This is a genomic window from Streptomyces sp. NPDC107765, assembly GCF_055657085.1.
The window spans coordinates 337,090-353,810 of record NZ_JBVKBL010000007.1; the positions used below are offsets into that span (position 1 = coordinate 337,090).

Sequence of the window (16,721 nt, forward strand, 5' to 3'; positions counted from 1 at the left end):
GAGACTCGGGTCGAGACCCGGCGGCAGATCCCGAAGGGAACAGCGCGTCCCCAACGGAGCACAGAAAGAGGTTCGGCGTGCCAGACAGTGACCGCGTCCGCGACCGCGTCCCGACCGACCGCATCCCGGCCGACCGGATCCCACCGGACCGGGTCCCACCGGACCGGGTCCCGGCTGAGCGCAAACGGCGCCGACCGACCAGCTCGGGCGTGGTGCTGTCGGCCGACCTCATCGTCGACACCGCATGCCGGCTGATCGACGCCCACGGTGCGCAGGCGTTCACGGTACGCAAACTGGGCGCCGCGCTCGGCGCCGATCCCTCCGCCGTCTACCGCTACTTCCGCAACACCGAGGACCTGCTGCTCGCCCTGGCCGACCGGCTCATCGGCGAATCCATGACGGGCTTCACGCCCAGCGGGGACTGGGCCGCCGACCTGCGCGACTTCGGCCTGCGTGCCTACCGCTCCGCACTGCGCCACCCGCAGATCGCCGTCTTCAGCACCCTCCGCGTCACCGGCCGGCCACATGAGCAAAGGGCCGTCGACACCGGCATCGGCCTACTGCTCCAGGCCGGCTTCGACGAGGCGAGCGCGGTCCGCCACTACCACGCCCTCGTCGACACGGTCCTCGGTCACGCCGCGCTGGACGCCGGTGTACTGCTGCTGGCCCCCGCCCAGCGCGCGGCGGACGAACGGGCCTGGCACGCCGCATACGGCACCCTCCCCGCCGACGAGGTCCCCAGCCTGCACCGCGTACGCGACCACCTCCCCCTCATGGCCGGCTCCGCCGTCGAACCCGCCCTCGACCTCCTCCTCAAGGCCCTACGCCAAGAAGCGACCAACCGCGCTTCGTGAGGTTTCTCAACTCTCCGCACTCCGCACTCCGCACTCCGCACTCCGCTCTCCGCTCTCCGGTCTCCGGTCTCCGGTCTCCGGCCTTCGGTCTTCGATCTTCTGGCCACGCGACGCGATCCGATCCAATACCCATCCCTCACCCATAGAGGAACGTGATCGCACATATGGGATCAACCCGGACATTTCTCTCTCATCGGTGCAAACATGAGGCATGCCCTCTCGACGGCTGACGCTCCTCCGGGGACGACGGGAACTGCGTCATCTGCTGGTGCTGCTCCCGATCGGCCTCATCGCGGCCGTCTGCACGATCGACCTTCTCTCGCCGCCCCATATCCACCTCGGGCCCCTCCTGGTCGCGGCCCCCGCAATCACCGCAGCCTTCGCCGGCCCCTGGCTGACGGCTGCGATCGGGGCTCTCGCGGTCGCCGCCCAGGTGTTCATCGGCGTGGCGCGCCACGTCCTCTCCACGGAGAACCTCGAGGCGCAGATCGCCGCCCTGGTAGTCGTCTCCGCGCTGGTCGTTCTCTTCGCCGTCATCCGGGACCGCAGTGAGCGCCGCCTGATCAAGAGCCGTTCGGTCGCCGCGGTGGCCCAGCAGGTCCTGCTGCGCCCGCTGCCCGGACGCAGCGGCCCTCTGGAGATCGCGTCGCTGTACCTGCCGGCCGAGGAGGAGGCGGAAATGGGCGGCGACCTCTTCGCCGCGGCACGCACCCTCGCCAGCACCCGGCTGATCATCGGCGACGTCCGCGGCAAGGGCCTGCCCGCATACGGCCACGCCGCCCTCCTCCTCGGCGCCTTTCGCGCAGCCGCCCACCGCCAGGCCACCCTGCCCAACCTCGCCCGCCACCTCGACGGAGCCGTCCGCTGGGACAGCAGCCAGTGGTCCACGACCCCCACAGCCGGCCCCCAGGGAGCAGAACGGCCGACCGCTCAACGAGGCGCGGAACGACCGGCCGATTCCGAACGGACGCAACGGGCGGCCGGTCCCCACGGAGCGGAAGGGGCAGCCGTTCCTGAGGGGACGCAACGGGCGGTCAGTCCCCAGGGAGCGGAAGGGGTAGCCAGCCCTGAGGGGGCGCAAGGGGTGGCAGGTCCCCAGGGGGCGGAACGGATGACGGCCAGCTTCCGAGGGGTGGAACGTGCGGCTGGCCCGCAAGAGCCGGTGCGGACGGCCGGCCCACCCCACCCCTGGCAGGCCCCTGCACCAGGCACCACCCCTGCCCCTGCCCCGACCTCCACCTCCGCCCCGACCCCCATGCCTGCCCCGACATCCAACCCTGCCCCGCCCCCCACGCCTGCCACGAGCTCCGCCCCTTCCCGTGCCCCTCATCCCGCCTCTGGCGGGACACCTGCCCCTACCCCGTCGCCGGAACTCTCCGCCAGCCCCATCCCCGACTTCGCGCCCGCCGACGCTCCCGGTCCCGACCCGGGCCACGGCCTCCCCGACCCCGAAGAGACGTTCGCCACCGTCGTACTGCTGGACATCCCCGACCACGCGCCCGTACTCCACACCATCACCTGCGGCCATCCCCCCGCCCTGCTCCTACGCGACGGGGCGGCCCTCACCCTCCACCCCGAGCGGCCGGCGCTGCCCATCGGTCTGGGCGGCTTGCCGGGCGCCCCCGCCTACGAGGTCGAGACGTTCCCGTGCGAGCCGGGCGATCTCCTGCTTCTCTACACGGACGGCGTGACCGAGGCCCGGGACCCCCAGGGCGCCTTCTATCCACTCGCCGAGCGCGCCGGCGCCTGGAGCAGCTGCAGCCCGCACCAGCTTCTGCGGCACCTGCGAGCGGATCTGCTGGCGCATACCCGCGGCAAGCTGAGCGACGACGCCGCAGCCGTCGCCGTACGACGCCTCCCCGCACCCCCGCCAGCCGCCCCATGACACCGCCCCACGCCCACCCCCACCGACGGCCCGAACGGCACCCATCAGCCCCGAACACCTCCCCGTCCCCGACACCACGGCAGTCTCCTGCCACCTCATCCCTCCACGCCCCACCGGACCCCCACTCCCGACTCCCGCCTACCCACCCAACCGAAGCCCCTCCCCACCCCCCCACCACCCCACCGACCGACCGCAGGCATGGCCCTAGATATGCCTCCAAATCACCCTATAAGCCACCGCTCCTCCCTCTGACGCTTCCTCAGTGCCGCCCCACTTGATAGACACATCCGAATCATCCGCAAGTGGTATGGACGCGCACCATGAACGACCGCAACACCACGGACGACCACATAGCCGAGCCGTCCGAGATCTTCGAGTTCGACCTCACCGCCCACGAAGCCCGGCGGCGGGCCGAAGTCGTCGCGGCGCTGGGCGACACGTGGGACCCCCTCACGGTGATGGAGGACGAGGCGGCAGCCCACCGGCTCCTCTACTCGGACCTGGACGCCGATCAGCAGGCCACCTACGACATGCTGGTCGCCGCCCACGTGCTGCCGCCCCCCGAGCAGGGCTGAGCATGCTGCCGCTGGACCCCACCGCCGACATCGGCCGCCGCGCCTGGATCCCGTGCCCCCGCTGCGAGGACCACCATGGCTGCGGAACCTGCCTCGACGGCCGCACCTGCACGACCCACTGGCGCTACCTCCTCTCCAACAAGGGCAGCGTGCTCCACCTGCAGTGCCCCAACTGCACCCACCTGTGGACCTGGCAATCCGGCTTCGGCGCAGCCGGCCACCCCACCCCCTGAGACCAGGCCCCCACCCCCGACCGCAGCTCACTCCAGGCCCCCAACAAGCCGGAGCGCCCGGCGGGCCCCACCCCACACCCCTCACCCTCCTCCGCGCACCCCCTCTAGCCTCCCCATACGCCGCATCGAGCGCCTTCTCCGCCGCAACGGCACGACCCGGCTGCGCCCGCAACGGCACGGTCCCGGTGCACCCGGCCCCCTCCCCGTTGGTGCCCGTCACAGCGTTGGCAAGAACCCGCGGAGCAGCCAACGGGTGACGACGGTCGGCAGAGATCTGTTGAGACATGCCCCGGCCCACCCGAGAAAAGCCCGACGCCCCACACCGCACGCCCCCACCTCGCTCGCCCACCTTGCGCGTCCACACGCTGCGCCGGATCCGACGCGGCGGTACCGTGCGGGGCATGGAGCTGCATGCGCGATCGCTTTGGCTGGTGACCGAGCCCCTGCACGCGGTCTGCTATTTCGACGAGAAGTGCCGTGCCCTGGGCAAGGACCTCGGCCTCAAGGGCTTCTGGATGGGCTATTTCGCCGCCCGTACCGCTCCGCTGGGTGCCGTCGAACCCGCCGCCGCCACGGCCGTACTGGGCGTCTTCGCGCCCGGAATGGTGGCCCGGGCGCTGCCCGCCGCCTGGAGCGTGGCCGGTCCGGCGCACATCCTCGACGAACGCGGCAGCCGCGCCGCCCAGGCCTTGCGCCGGATCGACCCCGAGCTGGAACACCGCACCACCGACCTCCTGCCCCCGCTCCACACACTCGTCGACGAGGCACCGGCCACCGCGCGCCCCCTCTTCGCCGCCAACCGCGCACTCTGCGACCACGCCGACCCCGTCGAGCAGCTCTGGCAACTGGTCACCGCCCTGCGCGAGTTCCGCGGCGATGCGCATCTCGCCGTACTCGCCGACGAGGGACTCGACGGCTGCGAAGCCCTCGTCCTGGCCGCCGCCTCCGGCCGCGTCCCCAAGGACACCATCCGGGAGGACCGAGGCTGGAGCGAGGAGGAATGGTCGGCCGCCTCGGACCGCCTTCGCTCCCGAGACCTCGTCGACGCAGACGGCCACGCCACCGAACACGGCCTGCAAGAACGTGAACGCATCGAGAACGCCACCGACCGGCTGGCCGGCCGCATGCTGCACGCGCTGCCCGAAGCGGAGGCGGAAGCGCTGCTGCACGCTCTGGACGTCGTCGCCCGCCGCGTCCTCGCCGCGGACGTGCTGCCCTTCCCCAACCCGATCGGGCTGCCCCACCTCGACGAACCCCTGCCACACGCCGCGGAACACCCCACTGGCCCAGTCGCCGCCCCTCCGGCTCCCTGAGCCCCCGCCGCGTCTGCTCCACACCCTCCGAGTCGGAGGCAGGCGGCGCCTAAACGGTGACCGGCTTGTCGAACCCGAAGAAGCGTATGGCCTCGTCCAGCGACCCCCGGGCCGCCTGACCACGCTCACGGAACTTCACCACGCGATCAACGACCCCGACCCACGCATCAAGATGCAGAATGCTCACACCAATGCGCACCCCCCCGCTGCCGAAACCGCTCCACCACCTCCCAGTGGTGATCGCCCCTCAGCGCACCCGGCCGCATATCGACGGCCAGTGCACCCTCACCCTGCCGCACACCGACGGCTCGTACAGCCTTCGAGCGCCTCTTGGAGCACCTCAGTGAACAACGACTCCTCATGTGTCCCCCCTGAATACAATCACCGCAAGCAACGCACCGCACAGAGCAAGGCCTTGCGGAACAACGCACCATGCGGCCGCGACGCCCGCGATGAAAATCTCACTGATCACGACACTAGGCCAAGCCACTGACAATCCACGCTGCACGCGACCTCAACCGCGTGGCCAGGCATTACGCCATCCGGTGCTTTCGCGAGCTCCCCACCTCGGCCCCTGCGGGGTGATTTTCATCTGGTGATTCGATGGGTGCTTTGGGGTGCTTTGCTACGGCAGGTCGGGACACCTCTGCCCAAGATGCGTTGAACGGGTATGGATCCTAGAGAGTTGTGGGACCGCAACGCCGTACTGGCAGAGGCGTTTTGCCTGGGCGACGAACGCGTGCGGGAGGCGCAGGCCCGACTTGACGAGGCCCAGGCCGACCGGTCACGAGTTCTGGCGGCATTCGCGGTCACAGTGGGCAGCACCGGCGCCGTGGCCGGACTTTTCGGACTGAACGAGCGGGAAGTGCGCATCGCCCGACGCACGGTGGGCAAGGACGACGCCCGGGCCGTCGCCGAGGAACTGCTCGCCGCAGCCGTCCCCACCGCGCCACCCCGCGAACCGGAAGAGAACCCACCGACCCCGGACAACTCTGCCGAATACGCCCACCACAACCCCGCCGCCGCGCCCCGCAGCACCGGCCCCACCCGCGAAGGCGGCACCGGCCCCGGCAGCGCATCGGGGCCGTCCGACCAGAATTGGTCCCCGGCCATGGACGCGGTCCTCATCGGTAGCTGGCAGACCGGCGTCGATCTCCGTGAACTCGCCGCCGAATTCGGGCTCGACCTCACCCGCCTGGTTACCCGTGCCCAACAACTCTCCGCCCAGGGGCGGTTCTACCCGGGCCCGACGGAAACCCACGCGGGACGCCACCGCCGAGGCCCCGGCGACGTCCACGAAAGCGAATACACCATCCCCGCCCAACAAACGGCCGCCTGGAACGCCACACCTCACGCGCACCCCATGGCCACCGCCTGGCAAACCGGCACGATGCCCTCGGCGGAATCCGTCCCCGACGTCACCGCCGCCCTCTCTACCGAATGGGACAACGCCCTCGCCCCCTGGGGCACCCTCGCCCCCACCCACGAGGACCACGCGCAGGCTCCACAGCCATGGACCCAATACCACCTGAGTTCCTGACCCGTTGCGACCCGTTACGACCAGTTATCCTCACCGGCCCATTCCCCTACAGGCACCACCACCGGCCCCGGCCGGCCCGACTGGTTCCCCGCCCTCCCGATGTTGTTTCCGGTACGACGTCCCAAACCCCGCGATACGCCGGCCCCCGCCGCCCGCCCGGGCCGGCACTTGTCCCCTCCCACTCCACCCCCCACACGCCTCCCACCGCTCCCCACCCTCGCCCCATCAGCAGCCCACCAACAGACCACCGTTAACCGTCACTCCCGAACGAATACTCCCGAACGGGCGCTCACAATCGGGTACTCGAGAACGGGTACTCCCGAACGGGAAACGCCGGGAAACAGCGCCATCGCCTCACAGGCGCCGCGCACAACTCCGTCCCGAACACCGAGGTACCGAGATCGATGAGCGCCACGCACAAACGGTGCTCACCCACACACCAACGCTGCTCACCCCGCCGCCCTCAGCGCCCGCGCAATGCCTCCCGCTTGCGCCACGCCACCATCAGCGGCCCCAAAGCACTGAGTGCGAGAAAAGCCATCGCCAACAGGAACACAGGCGACGACGGCGTCGCCGCCCGGGCACCGGCCACGGCGTAGGCCGCCGTATTCGGAAGGCTGCCGAGTGCCGTGGCCAGAAGAAAAGGGCACCAGCCCATACGAGAAACCGCAGCACAGTAGTTGGCCGCAGAGAACGGCAGCCCGGGGAACAGCCGGACCGCCATCATCGAGCGGAAGCCGTGCTCACTCAGCTGCTGGTCGGCCGCCGCCAGCCAGCGCGCCCGCAACAACGGCCGCAAGGCTTTCTGGCCCAGCAGTCGCCCCAGCCCGAACGCCAGCCCGGCCCCCAGCACCGTACCGGTGAGCGCCGCAGCCAACCCCGCCACACTGCCGAAAAGCGCTCCCGCAGCGAGATTCAGGACCGGACGCGGAACAAAAACCGTTGTGCACAGGCCGTACGCCACCGCGAACACCACCATCGCGGTCGCCCCGGACAACTGCGCCGACCAACCGCCCGACAAAAGACGCTGCGGCTCCCAGCGCAGCATCGCCACCGCACCACCGGCCAACAGGACGAACAACAACGCCAGCCGCAACCACGGAGAACACACCATCCGCGCACAGCGAGCGGCGAAGCCATGGCCAGAGGCGGCAGGGGCGACCATCCCGGGAGCGTAACCGACCGGCACCTGATAAATCGTTCGACGTCACGGCAACCACCCGGCACCATATGACGCATGTCCCGGTACGCCTTCCTGTCGCTCACGTCCGCAGTCGCGGACGAGCTGAAGGCTGCCGCCAACTTCCTCGCCGTAGCACCCACCCGGGCCGCTGCACCGATGCCCACCAAGGCCATCTCCGCAGCAACCACCCTGGCTACCGCTGCCGCCTTCGACGGCGCACGAAGCTGACCCTCTCCGGATCGTCCGGCGGACCCCGCAGGGGGAGGGTCGGCCCGGCCCAGGGGTCCCCACGGCGCCAAGTCGCCGTTCTCACCGCATCCTTGCGAGGAAGAAAACCATGCCCAAGACGGCATACGTGCGCACCAAGCCGCACCTGAACATCGGCACCATGGGCCACGTCGACCACGGCAAGACCACCCTCACCGCGGCCATCACCAAGGTCCTCAGCGACCGCGGCACCGGCACCTTCGTGCCGTTCGACCGGATCGACCGCGCCCCGGAGGAGGCCGCCCGCGGCATCACCATCAACATCTCGCACGTCGAGTACGAGACCGGCACCCGCCACTACGCCCACGTCGACATGCCCGGCCACGCCGACTTCATCAAGAACATGGTTACCGGCGCGGCCCAACTCGACGGCGCCATCCTCGTCGTCTCCGCCGTCGACGGGATCATGCCGCAGACCGCCGAGCACGTACTCCTCGCCAAACAGGTCGGTGTGCGCCACATCGTCGTCGCCCTCAACAAGGCCGACGCCGGCGACCCGGAACTCACCGACCTGGTGGAGCTGGAGGCCCGCGAGCTGCTGAGCGCGCACGGCTACGACGGCGAGCACGTACCCGTCGTACGCGTCTCCGGCCTGCGCGCCCTCGAGGGCGACCCGCGCTGGACGGAGGCCATCGAGGCGCTGCTCGACGCCGTCGACACCTACGTGCCGACGCCCGAACGCTATGTCGACGCGCCGTTCCTGCTCCCGGTGGAGAACGTCCTCACCATCACCGGGCGCGGCACGGTCGTCACGGGAGCCATCGAGCGCGGCAGCGTACGGGTCGGCGACCGGGTCGCCGTGCTCGGCGCGGACACCGAGACCACGGTCACCGGCCTGGAGACCTTCGGCAAGCCGATGGAATCCGCCGAGGCCGGGGACAACGTCGCGCTGCTGCTCCGCGGGATGCACCGCGACCAGGTACGCCGCGGCCACGTGGTCGCCGCGCCCGGCAGCGTCACACCGCGGCGCCGTTTCACCGCCGAGGTGTACGTGCTCTCCACCGAGGAAGGCGGCCGCCGTACGCCGATCTCCACCGGCTACCGCCCGCAGTTCTACATCCGCACCGCGGACGTGGTCGGCAACCTCGACCTCGGCGAGCGCGGCATCGCGCGCCCGGGTGAGACGGTGACGGTCACGGTCGAACTCGGCCGCGACGTCCCCCTGGAGCCCGGCCTCGGCTTCGCCATCCGCGAGGGCGGCCGCACCATCGGCGCCGGCACGGTCCGCACCCTCACCACCTGACCGCGCCACCCCGCCCAAGCCGCGCCCCGTACTCCCGACAACCCTGCGAGTACGGGGCGCGGCACCACAACTACGTACACGAGGCGCAGCCACGCAGCCCGGCACGACCACCCAGGACGACCCTGGCATGCATGAACAGACTGGTAAGTACCGTACCGTTGCAAAACGGTCAATAAAGGGCATGGGGTCGCGTCAGGGGCAAGCGGCCCCTCACAAACCACCGGCCCGCCGGCCCAGCCCCCACCCGCCAGGCGCAAAGCACTGGCCCGGCACACCCGCCAGGCACCAGCCCCCGGCCCGGCACACCCGCCAGGCACCAGCCCCCGGCCCGGCACAATAGAACGGTGGACGAAGCACCCGAGCCGATACCCGTCACCCGGTCCGTGGATCACGGAACCGCCAAGTTGCTGCCGGACGTCGACCGGCCGCGCGCCTGGCTGCTGACCGTGGACGGCGCCCCGCAGTCGTACGTCGACCTTGATGCGCCCACGCACCTGGAATTCGAGTACGTGCGTCGCCTCGCCCACGTCCTGGACGAGCTCGCCGCCCCCGGGCAGCCGCTCGATGTGCTGCACCTCGGAGGCGGGGCCATGACCTTGCCCCGCTACCTGGCCGCCACCCGTCCGCACTCCCGCCAAAACGTGATCGAAGCCGACCGGGGTCTGCTCGCCCTGGTGACCGAAGCCCTACCGCTCCCTGAGGGCAGCGGTCTCGGCGGTATCGCCGTCCGAGCGCAGGACGCTCGTACGGCGCTCGAGGAGGCGCCCGAAGCGAGCGCCGATGTGATCGTGGCCGATGTCTTCGGCGGCTCGCGGGTGCCGGCCCATCTCACCTCGGTCGAGTACGCACGGGCCGCCGACCGGGTGCTGCGGACAGACGGCCGCTACATCGCGAATCTCGCCGACAGCGCACCCTTCGACTTCCTCCGCAGCCAACTCGCCAACTTCGGCACGGTCTTCGAGCATCTGGCGCTCATCGCTGAGCCCTCGGTGCTCCGAGGCCGCCGGTTCGGCAACGTCGTCCTGGTCGCCTCGCATGTGGAGCTCCCGATTGCGCAGCTGACCCGGCGCACAGCCGCGGACGCCTTCCCGGCGCGGGTCGAGCACGGTACCGCGCTTCGGCGCCTGATCGCCGATGCGCGACCCGTACGGGATGCCGAGGCGGTGGCGTCTCCGGTGCCGCCGGCTGGAGCCTTCAGCGTCGGCTGACCGCGGTGAGCGGCCTCGCCGTGAGGGACCTCACGGCGAGGGACCAAGCGGTGAGGTGCAGGTCAGCGGCAACGTTGGTTGACGGACAGTTGACGGACGGGGTGGCGACGGGTGGGGCAGGGCGGGTAGGGGTGGCGGTTAGTGGCGACGGTCGGTCCGTTGGTCCGTCTTCCGCTCGCCTTCCCGGTCCGCCGCCCTTGCCATCCGTCCCCCCACGGCGGTCGGCGGCCTCATTGCGGGGTTTTGGTTAGCACCGCGATTGGCGCCTTCTGGCGCCTCGCTTTTGGTGGTTGTTTGGTGGGGCCTGGCTGGGGGCTTGGGGTTGGGTCCTGCGTCTGTGCCTTTCGCCTTGGGGCTGGGCCGTGTGTGCCTCCTCTATCTCCGGCAACGATTACGGAGCGTGATTAGTTCCCGTGATTTTATCACTTTCAGTGACTGGAGTGGGAGGGTGAGGGGAGGGAGTGGAGGGCGTAGGTGACAGGGGTGGGGTGTTATGGCGGGTGAGGTGGCGGATGTCGGGGACGCAGAGGACGGCGGCGGTGAGGAGGGCGATCAGGGCTGAGCAGGACCAGAGGGCGGCGGTGCGGCCTATGAGGTTCTGGACAGGGCCGGCGAGGGCGGTGGCCAGGGGGATCATGGAGACCGAGCCCAGCCAGTCGTAGGAAGAGACTCGCGAGAATTTCTCCTCGGGGATCTCCTGATGCAGGGCCATCATCCACGTCACCGAGAAGACCTCGATCGCGATGCCGGTGCCGAACATGAGGGCGGTGAGGCCGGGGGCCGGCAGGGGGATGGCGAGTGCGGCGGACGGGAGGGCGAGCGGGAAGACGCACAGTGCGCCGGTCAGCAGGAGGCGGCGCGGTTTGATGCGGGTCATGAGGAGGGCGCCGAGTGCTGTGCCCGCGCCGAAGGCGGCCAGTGCCAGGCCCCACGGACCCGGGCCGCCCAGATGCTCTTCGGCGACCAGTGGGCCGTAGACGGCCTCGGCTGCCGACACCACCGCGTTGACGATGGAGAACTGCACCACCACCGCCCACAACCACGGTCGCGATGCCACTTCGCGCCAGCCGTCCCGCAGATCGTGGAGGATTCCGCCGCCCGCGGCCCGTTCGGGGATGCCGCGGACGTCGAGGAAGGCGCGTAGCGCCCCGGCCAGGGCGAACGCGGCGGAGTCGACGGCCAGTACCCAGCCGGGGCCCACCGCGGCGACCAGCGCGCCGCCGAGCGCCGCGCCGCCGATGTTCGCGCCGCTCATACCCATGCGGAACACCGCGAACGCGCGGCCCGCCTGCTCCCCGGAGACGCTGGCGAGCAGCATGCCCTCGGAGGCCGGGGCGAAGAAGGCCTGCCCGGTGCCGCCGAGTGCGGCCAATACGGCCATCTGCCACAGGCGTGGTTCTCCGGTCAGGACGAGCAGCGCGAACAAACCCTGCGAGATACAGCTGAGGGCGTTCGCGGCGACCATGACGTGATGGCGGGGGAGTCGGTCGGCGACCGCGCCGCCGATCAGCAGGAAGAGGACGAGGGGGATCGTGCGGGCGGCGGCGACCAGTCCCACGTCGGTGGCGGATCCGCCGGCGGCGAGGACCGCGAAGGCGGTGGCGATCAGTGCGCCAGAGCTGCCGAGGTTCGCGATCACTGTGGCTCCGGTGAGGAGCAGATAGTTACGTCCCGCCCAGCTGGGGCGCGTCCTCGCGTTGTGTAGTTGTCCTGGCCGCATGGGTGTCAACGATATGGGGGGAGGGGGTGGGAGGCGGGCGGAATGACGGGAGCGGGAGCGAGGGGCAGGGAGGGGTGGGCGTCGAGGGGGTCATGGGGAGGGCGGGGCGGGTTTGGGGGTGGTGGATGCGGGGGCTAGCTGGTGTGGGGGCGGGCTTGATCGGGGTCTTCACAACTAAGCTACCGCTAGGTAACATAGCTCGTATGTCTTCTGAGACCCTGCCGTCGATCGGCGAAATGATGGCGGCCTCCGTGCCGATGGTCCGTACGCTGAACCTTGAGTTCACCGAGACCAGTGCCGAGCGCGCCGTGGTCCGCATGCCCGACCAGTCCGACTTCCACAACCACGTGGGCGGGCCGCACGCCGGAGCGATGTTCACCCTCGCCGAGTCTGCAAGCGGGGCCATCGTGATGGCCGCGTTCGGCAGTCACCTCGGCAGGGCGGTGCCGCTCGCCGTGCGTGCGGAGATCGGCTACAAGAAGCTCGCCATGGGGCCGGTGACCGCGACCGCAGAGCTGGGCCGGTCGGTGGCCGAGGTGATCGCCGAGCTCGACGCCGGGGGGCGCCCGGAGTTCCCCGTCAACGTGGCGATATCGCGCGAGGACGGCGCGGTTACGGGTGAGATGAGCATCGTGTGGACCTTGCGGCCGAACAGCTGATGCGGAGAGCTGATTCGGCATAGCGGATTCCGCTTCGCGCTTCACGGGTACCCGCTCCGGCCCTTTCCGTCCTTGGCGGGTACCTGTTTCTTCCGTTTACTCCGTTCCTTCCGTCACGGGGCTCGCGCTCCTTCGGCTCGCCTTCATGGGGCTCGGTGCGCCGCGAGCCGGATGTCGCTGACCGCACGCGGATTCGGCTCTCGGACGGAGCGATCGAGTACGCTGCCCGGGCGCCCTGCGGCGCGTCAGGGGATCGACCGGCACCGGTGTCATGGACACGGAGCCACGGCCCACGGGGGCCCTCAACAGCGGAGGAATCGTCGGTGCACATCCAGGAGTGGCTCGAGACCGTACCGGCCGTGAGCGTCTATCTCCTGGTGGGGGTGGTCATCGGGCTGGAGAGCCTCGGAATTCCGCTGCCCGGCGAGATCGTCCTGGTCAGCGCCGCGATCCTCGCCGCGACCCAGGACCACATCAATCCGTTCGTCCTGGGTGCCTGTGCCTCTGTCGGCGCGATCGTCGGTGACTCCATCGGCTATCTGATCGGTCGCAAGGGGGGTCAGCCCCTGTTGCAGTGGGCCGGCCGTAAGTTCCCCAAGCACTTCGGCCCGGACCATGTCGCGATGGCGGAGTCGAAGTTCGACAAGTGGGGCATGTGGGCGGTCTTCTTCGGTCGCTTCATCGCGCTGCTGCGCATCTTCGCCGGTCCGCTCGCCGGCGTACTGAAGATGCCGTACTGGAAGTTCCTGATCGCCAACGTGCTCGGCGGCATCATCTGGGCCGGTGGTACGACCGCACTGATCTACACCGTGGGCCTGGTCGCCGAGCCGTGGCTCAAGCGGTTCTCGACGTGGGGGCTGGTGGCCGCCGTGCTCTTCGGCATCGGCTCGTTCCTGCTCATGAAGGTCCGGGCGAAGAAGGCGGCCGCGGCCCGCGAGGCGGAGGAGACGCGGGTCGCCGCTACGGTCGACTGAGCGACTGAGCCACTGGGTGACCGCTTGAATCCCGCTGGCTTGTGGGACTTTGCTCACGTAGGTCTGCTTAATAGCAGGCTTGCGGTGACCTAGCAGGCTTGTGAGGGCCTCACGGCATCAGCCAGATGTCGGGGCCGCCGGCACGCCATTCAAAGACTCCGGTGTCGTCCCACACGAACTTGGTGGTGCAGAAACCGGCGCGGCGCAGTTTCGCGGCCACGTCACCGGGGCGCAGCGCCCGTCCCAGATCCTGACCGTAGAGCGTCACACGGCGGCCGCCGGAGGACGGCGGATGGACGATCACGGGGGCACGCTTCATGCCCCCAGGATGCGACCGGACCCACCCTGTCGCATCCCGAAAGCGAGCGTGTTTTTACTCACCGTGACCATCGTGCCTGGTGCTCCTCGTGCCCTGGTGCTCCTCGTGAACATCGTGTCCCTCGCGGCGTCCGGTGGACGCGACCACAGGCTCACCAAGTTCACGGCGTTCACCAGGCTCGCCACGCTCAATGCGCTCACCTCGCGCTCACCCTGCTTTCACCCCGCGTAATCCCCGGCCCGGCGGTCCCGGTTCCCCTCCGGGTTTCTGTCCCGTCCCGTGGGGTGGCGGTGCTGCCACCATGGTTCGCCCGCTTTGGGGTCGGGTGGTGCACTGCCGTTGCGTACCGCGCGGCGCAGGCCGGTGAGCAGGTGACGGGCGCCGGTGATGAACAGGGGGTCGCCGACGAGTTTCTTGGCCGCCAGGGCCTTGCGGCAGGCCCGTAGTGCCGCTGCCGGATCGCCGTGGGTCCGTTCGGCCAGGGCATGGGCGTAGAGGAGCGTCGAGTGGAGCCAGAAGTCGCCGTCGGAGTGCCGGGCCTCCCAGGCGCGGTGAGTCGCCGTCTTGGCGCGCGCCGGGTCGTGCGGTGCCAGGGCGATCGCGAGCAGCGCCCAACTGTGCGCCGGGCCCGGGCCGAACCACGGGTCCCGGGAGTGGTGCCGGGCGGCCTCCTCCAGACATCCCACGGCCGTCGCGGCGTCCTGGCGGTACAGGGCCAGTACGGCGTGGGCATGTGCGATCCGGGCCAGTCCGTCGGAGTCGGCGTGCATCACGGCCGCCCGCCACGCCTGGTCGAGCAGGCCCTCCGCAGTGGCGGTGGCATGTTCCTGTGCCGCCAGATAGCCGGCCAGCCACAGCGCCCGGGCCCGTAGCGCGGTGTCGTCGCGGGAGAGCAGCAGCAGCCGGTGCAGATGGGCCCGCCCCTCTTGCCGGTAGCCGCAGGCCGCCCAGTGGAACCACAGGGAGACCGCGATCTCCAAGGCGGCGAGGGCGTCCTCGGCGTCCTGTGGGGGATGGGTCAGCGCCGCGTCGAGGTTGTGCTGTTCGTCCTCGACGAGACGTACCGCGACCTGCTGGTTCGGTCCCTGCCAGGCGATCTGGGCCTCGGCTGCCACTGCCGCGCACGCCTGCCGGAACCGGCGCCGGGCCGCGGGCTCCTCACCCGCCTCGCGCAGTTGCGACTGCCCGAAGTCGCGGGCGGCGCGCGGGAGTCGGTAACGGGGCGGCAGTGCGACCCCGGTATCGGGATGTGCCCCGCCCGCGTCCCGTACGCATTCGACCACCGAGGCCCTGCGCAGCCGCTCCAGCGCGCCGTCGACGGCCGCTGCAGGAACGTCACTGCTGCTGCAGACGCAGCCGGCGAGCCACGGGTCGAAATCACCGGGGAGGACCGAGAGCCTGGCCCAGACCCGTCGGTCGGTGGGCGAGCAGAGGGCGTAGCCGGCGGCGTGCGCGGCGTAGAGCGAGGTGTGCCGTACGGTCGCCGCCGGCCCCGAGTAGAACAGCGCACCGTCGGCGCCCACCTGGACGGCGAGTTGTGGCAGCGACATCCGGTCGAGTTGGTGCGCGGCCAGGGCGATCGCCAGGGGCGAGCCCTCCAGCGCCTGGCACACCGTCACCAGCAGCTCCGGCGCCGCGGGTCCGGTACGGGTGGCCAGGAGCTCGACGGCCGGCCCGGCGATGCCCTCGCCGAGCGTCACCGGCAGCGGGGCGATCGCCGCGACCCGCTCCTCGGGGAGCCCCAGCGGACGGCGTGCGGTCGCCACGATCCGCAACCCGGGGTCGGCCCGCAGCAGCCGGTGGACCAGTTGTGCGCACTCGTCGAGCACCGGGTCGCAGTCGTCCAGCAGCAGCGTCAAGCGGTGCCGCCGGCAGTGCGCGGTGAGCGCCTTGAGGGACGCATCGCCCGGGAATGGAAAGGGAGTTGAGGGCTTTGGCTGATCTGGCCGTTCTGGCCGGCCTGGCTGTTCCGGCCGTTCTGGCCGGCGTGACTGCTCTGGCCGGCGCGGCTGCTCTGTCCCGGGCCTCGGGTTCGTACGGTCCGCCGCGCCCGCACGCTCACCCCGCTCCGTTCGCTCCGACTGTTCCCCACGCCCCGCCCGCCGCCCGGTCCGTCCGGGGCCCCGGTTGCTGACGCAGGGGTGCGCGGTGCGGAGGGCGAGGGCGCGGGCGGCCTCGCGGGTGGTGGCGGCGTCGGGGAGGCCCGCCGCGCGCAACAGGGCGTCGGTGACGCCCCCGTCGGCCAGGCCGTCCCAGCAGCCCACCCGGACCACCGCGCCGTCGTGCCGGGCGGTGTGCTCCTCCAGGACGGCGCGGGCCAGCACGCTCTTGCCCACCCCGGCGGGTCCGGTGAGGGTCACCAGCGGAGTGGTGTCCAGCAGTCCGGTCAGCTGCTGGTGCTCAACGGCCCGTCCCACCACGGCGGGAAGGGGCGGGCGATCCGGCCACGCGGTCATCGGTCATCCCAACTACGGCGCGGCGTCGCGCCCTTGCTCGGTACGGCACGGCGGTCGCGCCCGTGCGATCCAGCTCTCCACGATGCCAGAACCGACCGTCCGGTAAACACGGAGCGGCCTTACCGAACGAGGGAAACCAGGGTGGTGGCTTTGACGTGGCGGGCCGCCCCCTGGAGGCGGGAGAGGGGACGTGCAGGTCATATGGGGCGGGGCGGGCGCCGGGGGCTCGCGGCGCGAACGTAAAATGGGGTCTTTCGACGGGTGCCGTGGTTCGCCGTGGTGGCGATGTGAC

16 protein-coding genes are annotated in these 16,721 nt (G+C 70.6%); 11 read left to right on the forward strand and 5 right to left on the reverse strand.

From position 1 onward, the window contains the following. The first annotated feature begins 137 nt into the window (after positions 1-137). From ACZ7MX_RS19755 to ACZ7MX_RS19775, 5 genes are all read left to right on the forward strand, one after another. Positions 138-854, forward strand: coding sequence for a TetR/AcrR family transcriptional regulator (locus ACZ7MX_RS19755; protein ID WP_472133986.1), 717 nt, complete (start codon positions 138-140; stop codon positions 852-854). Positions 855-1,065: 211 nt separating this feature from the next. Beyond that, complete coding sequence (locus ACZ7MX_RS19760) at positions 1,066-2,739, forward strand: SpoIIE family protein phosphatase (RefSeq protein ID WP_472133788.1); 1,674 nt, start codon at positions 1,066-1,068, stop codon at positions 2,737-2,739. A gap of 320 nt (positions 2,740-3,059) precedes the next feature. Next, positions 3,060-3,314 carry a DUF6400 family protein gene (locus ACZ7MX_RS19765; protein WP_472133790.1) on the forward strand — a complete coding sequence of 85 codons (255 nt, stop codon included), beginning with the start codon at positions 3,060-3,062 and terminating at the stop codon, positions 3,312-3,314. Between the two features lie 2 nt (positions 3,315-3,316). Continuing rightward, positions 3,317-3,547, forward strand: coding sequence for a hypothetical protein (locus ACZ7MX_RS19770; protein ID WP_472133792.1), 231 nt, complete (start codon positions 3,317-3,319; stop codon positions 3,545-3,547). 401 nt (positions 3,548-3,948) lie between these two features. Continuing rightward, a complete protein-coding gene (locus tag ACZ7MX_RS19775) occupies positions 3,949-4,860 on the forward strand; it encodes an SCO6745 family protein (protein WP_472133794.1) in 912 nt (303 codons plus the stop codon). Positions 4,861-4,909: 49 nt separating this feature from the next. Here ACZ7MX_RS19775 and ACZ7MX_RS19780 read toward each other — a convergent pair whose 3' ends face one another. Next, positions 4,910-5,047, reverse strand: a complete 138-nt coding sequence (locus tag ACZ7MX_RS19780; protein WP_472133796.1) for a hypothetical protein — start codon at positions 5,045-5,047, stop codon at positions 4,910-4,912. Positions 5,048-5,530: 483 nt separating this feature from the next. Between ACZ7MX_RS19780 and ACZ7MX_RS19785 the strand changes: the two genes are divergently transcribed. Next, positions 5,531-6,400: a hypothetical protein gene (locus ACZ7MX_RS19785; protein ID WP_472133798.1), complete on the forward strand. Its 870-nt coding sequence runs from the start codon at positions 5,531-5,533 to the stop codon at positions 6,398-6,400. Positions 6,401-6,863: 463 nt separating this feature from the next. Here the strand turns inward: ACZ7MX_RS19785 and ACZ7MX_RS19790 are convergent, their stop codons facing one another. Beyond that, entirely contained in the window at positions 6,864-7,565 is a 702-nt protein-coding gene (locus ACZ7MX_RS19790) for a TVP38/TMEM64 family protein (RefSeq protein ID WP_472133800.1), read from the reverse strand. Between the two features lie 72 nt (positions 7,566-7,637). On the opposite strand from ACZ7MX_RS19790, the gene ACZ7MX_RS19795 reads away from it, so the two are divergent. The 3 genes from ACZ7MX_RS19795 to ACZ7MX_RS19805 all read left to right on the forward strand — a co-directional run bounded on the left by ACZ7MX_RS19795 (position 7,638) and on the right by ACZ7MX_RS19805 (position 10,301). After that, positions 7,638-7,811 (forward strand): hypothetical protein, encoded by a 174-nt coding sequence (locus tag ACZ7MX_RS19795; RefSeq protein WP_472133802.1) that lies wholly within the window; start codon positions 7,638-7,640, stop codon positions 7,809-7,811. A gap of 109 nt (positions 7,812-7,920) precedes the next feature. Then, positions 7,921-9,093, forward strand: a complete 1,173-nt coding sequence (gene tuf / locus ACZ7MX_RS19800) for an elongation factor Tu (RefSeq protein WP_472133804.1) — start codon at positions 7,921-7,923, stop codon at positions 9,091-9,093. A 344-nt stretch (positions 9,094-9,437) separates the two neighbouring features. Beyond that, on the forward strand, positions 9,438-10,301 hold the full coding sequence (locus ACZ7MX_RS19805; RefSeq protein WP_472133806.1) for a spermidine synthase: 864 nt from the start codon (positions 9,438-9,440) through the stop codon (positions 10,299-10,301). A gap of 391 nt (positions 10,302-10,692) precedes the next feature. Here ACZ7MX_RS19805 and ACZ7MX_RS19810 read toward each other — a convergent pair whose 3' ends face one another. Further along, complete coding sequence (locus tag ACZ7MX_RS19810) at positions 10,693-12,021, reverse strand: MFS transporter (protein WP_472133808.1); 1,329 nt, start codon at positions 12,019-12,021, stop codon at positions 10,693-10,695. Positions 12,022-12,224: 203 nt separating this feature from the next. On the opposite strand from ACZ7MX_RS19810, the gene ACZ7MX_RS19815 reads away from it, so the two are divergent. Together ACZ7MX_RS19815 and ACZ7MX_RS19820 are read left to right on the forward strand one after the other, a co-directional pair. After that, the gene (locus ACZ7MX_RS19815) at positions 12,225-12,680 is read left to right on the forward strand and encodes a DUF4442 domain-containing protein (protein WP_472133810.1); all 456 of its coding nucleotides are present in this window, start codon (positions 12,225-12,227) and stop codon (positions 12,678-12,680) included. 323 nt (positions 12,681-13,003) lie between these two features. Beyond that, positions 13,004-13,654 (forward strand): DedA family protein, encoded by a 651-nt coding sequence (locus ACZ7MX_RS19820; RefSeq protein WP_472133812.1) that lies wholly within the window; start codon positions 13,004-13,006, stop codon positions 13,652-13,654. Between the two features lie 109 nt (positions 13,655-13,763). Here ACZ7MX_RS19820 and ACZ7MX_RS19825 read toward each other — a convergent pair whose 3' ends face one another. After that, the gene (locus ACZ7MX_RS19825) at positions 13,764-13,973 is read right to left on the reverse strand and encodes a hypothetical protein (RefSeq protein ID WP_472133814.1); all 210 of its coding nucleotides are present in this window, start codon (positions 13,971-13,973) and stop codon (positions 13,764-13,766) included. A 218-nt stretch (positions 13,974-14,191) separates the two neighbouring features. Next, on the reverse strand, positions 14,192-16,429 hold the full coding sequence (locus tag ACZ7MX_RS19830; RefSeq protein WP_472133817.1) for an AAA family ATPase: 2,238 nt from the start codon (positions 16,427-16,429) through the stop codon (positions 14,192-14,194). Positions 16,430-16,721: the final 292 nt, after the last annotated feature.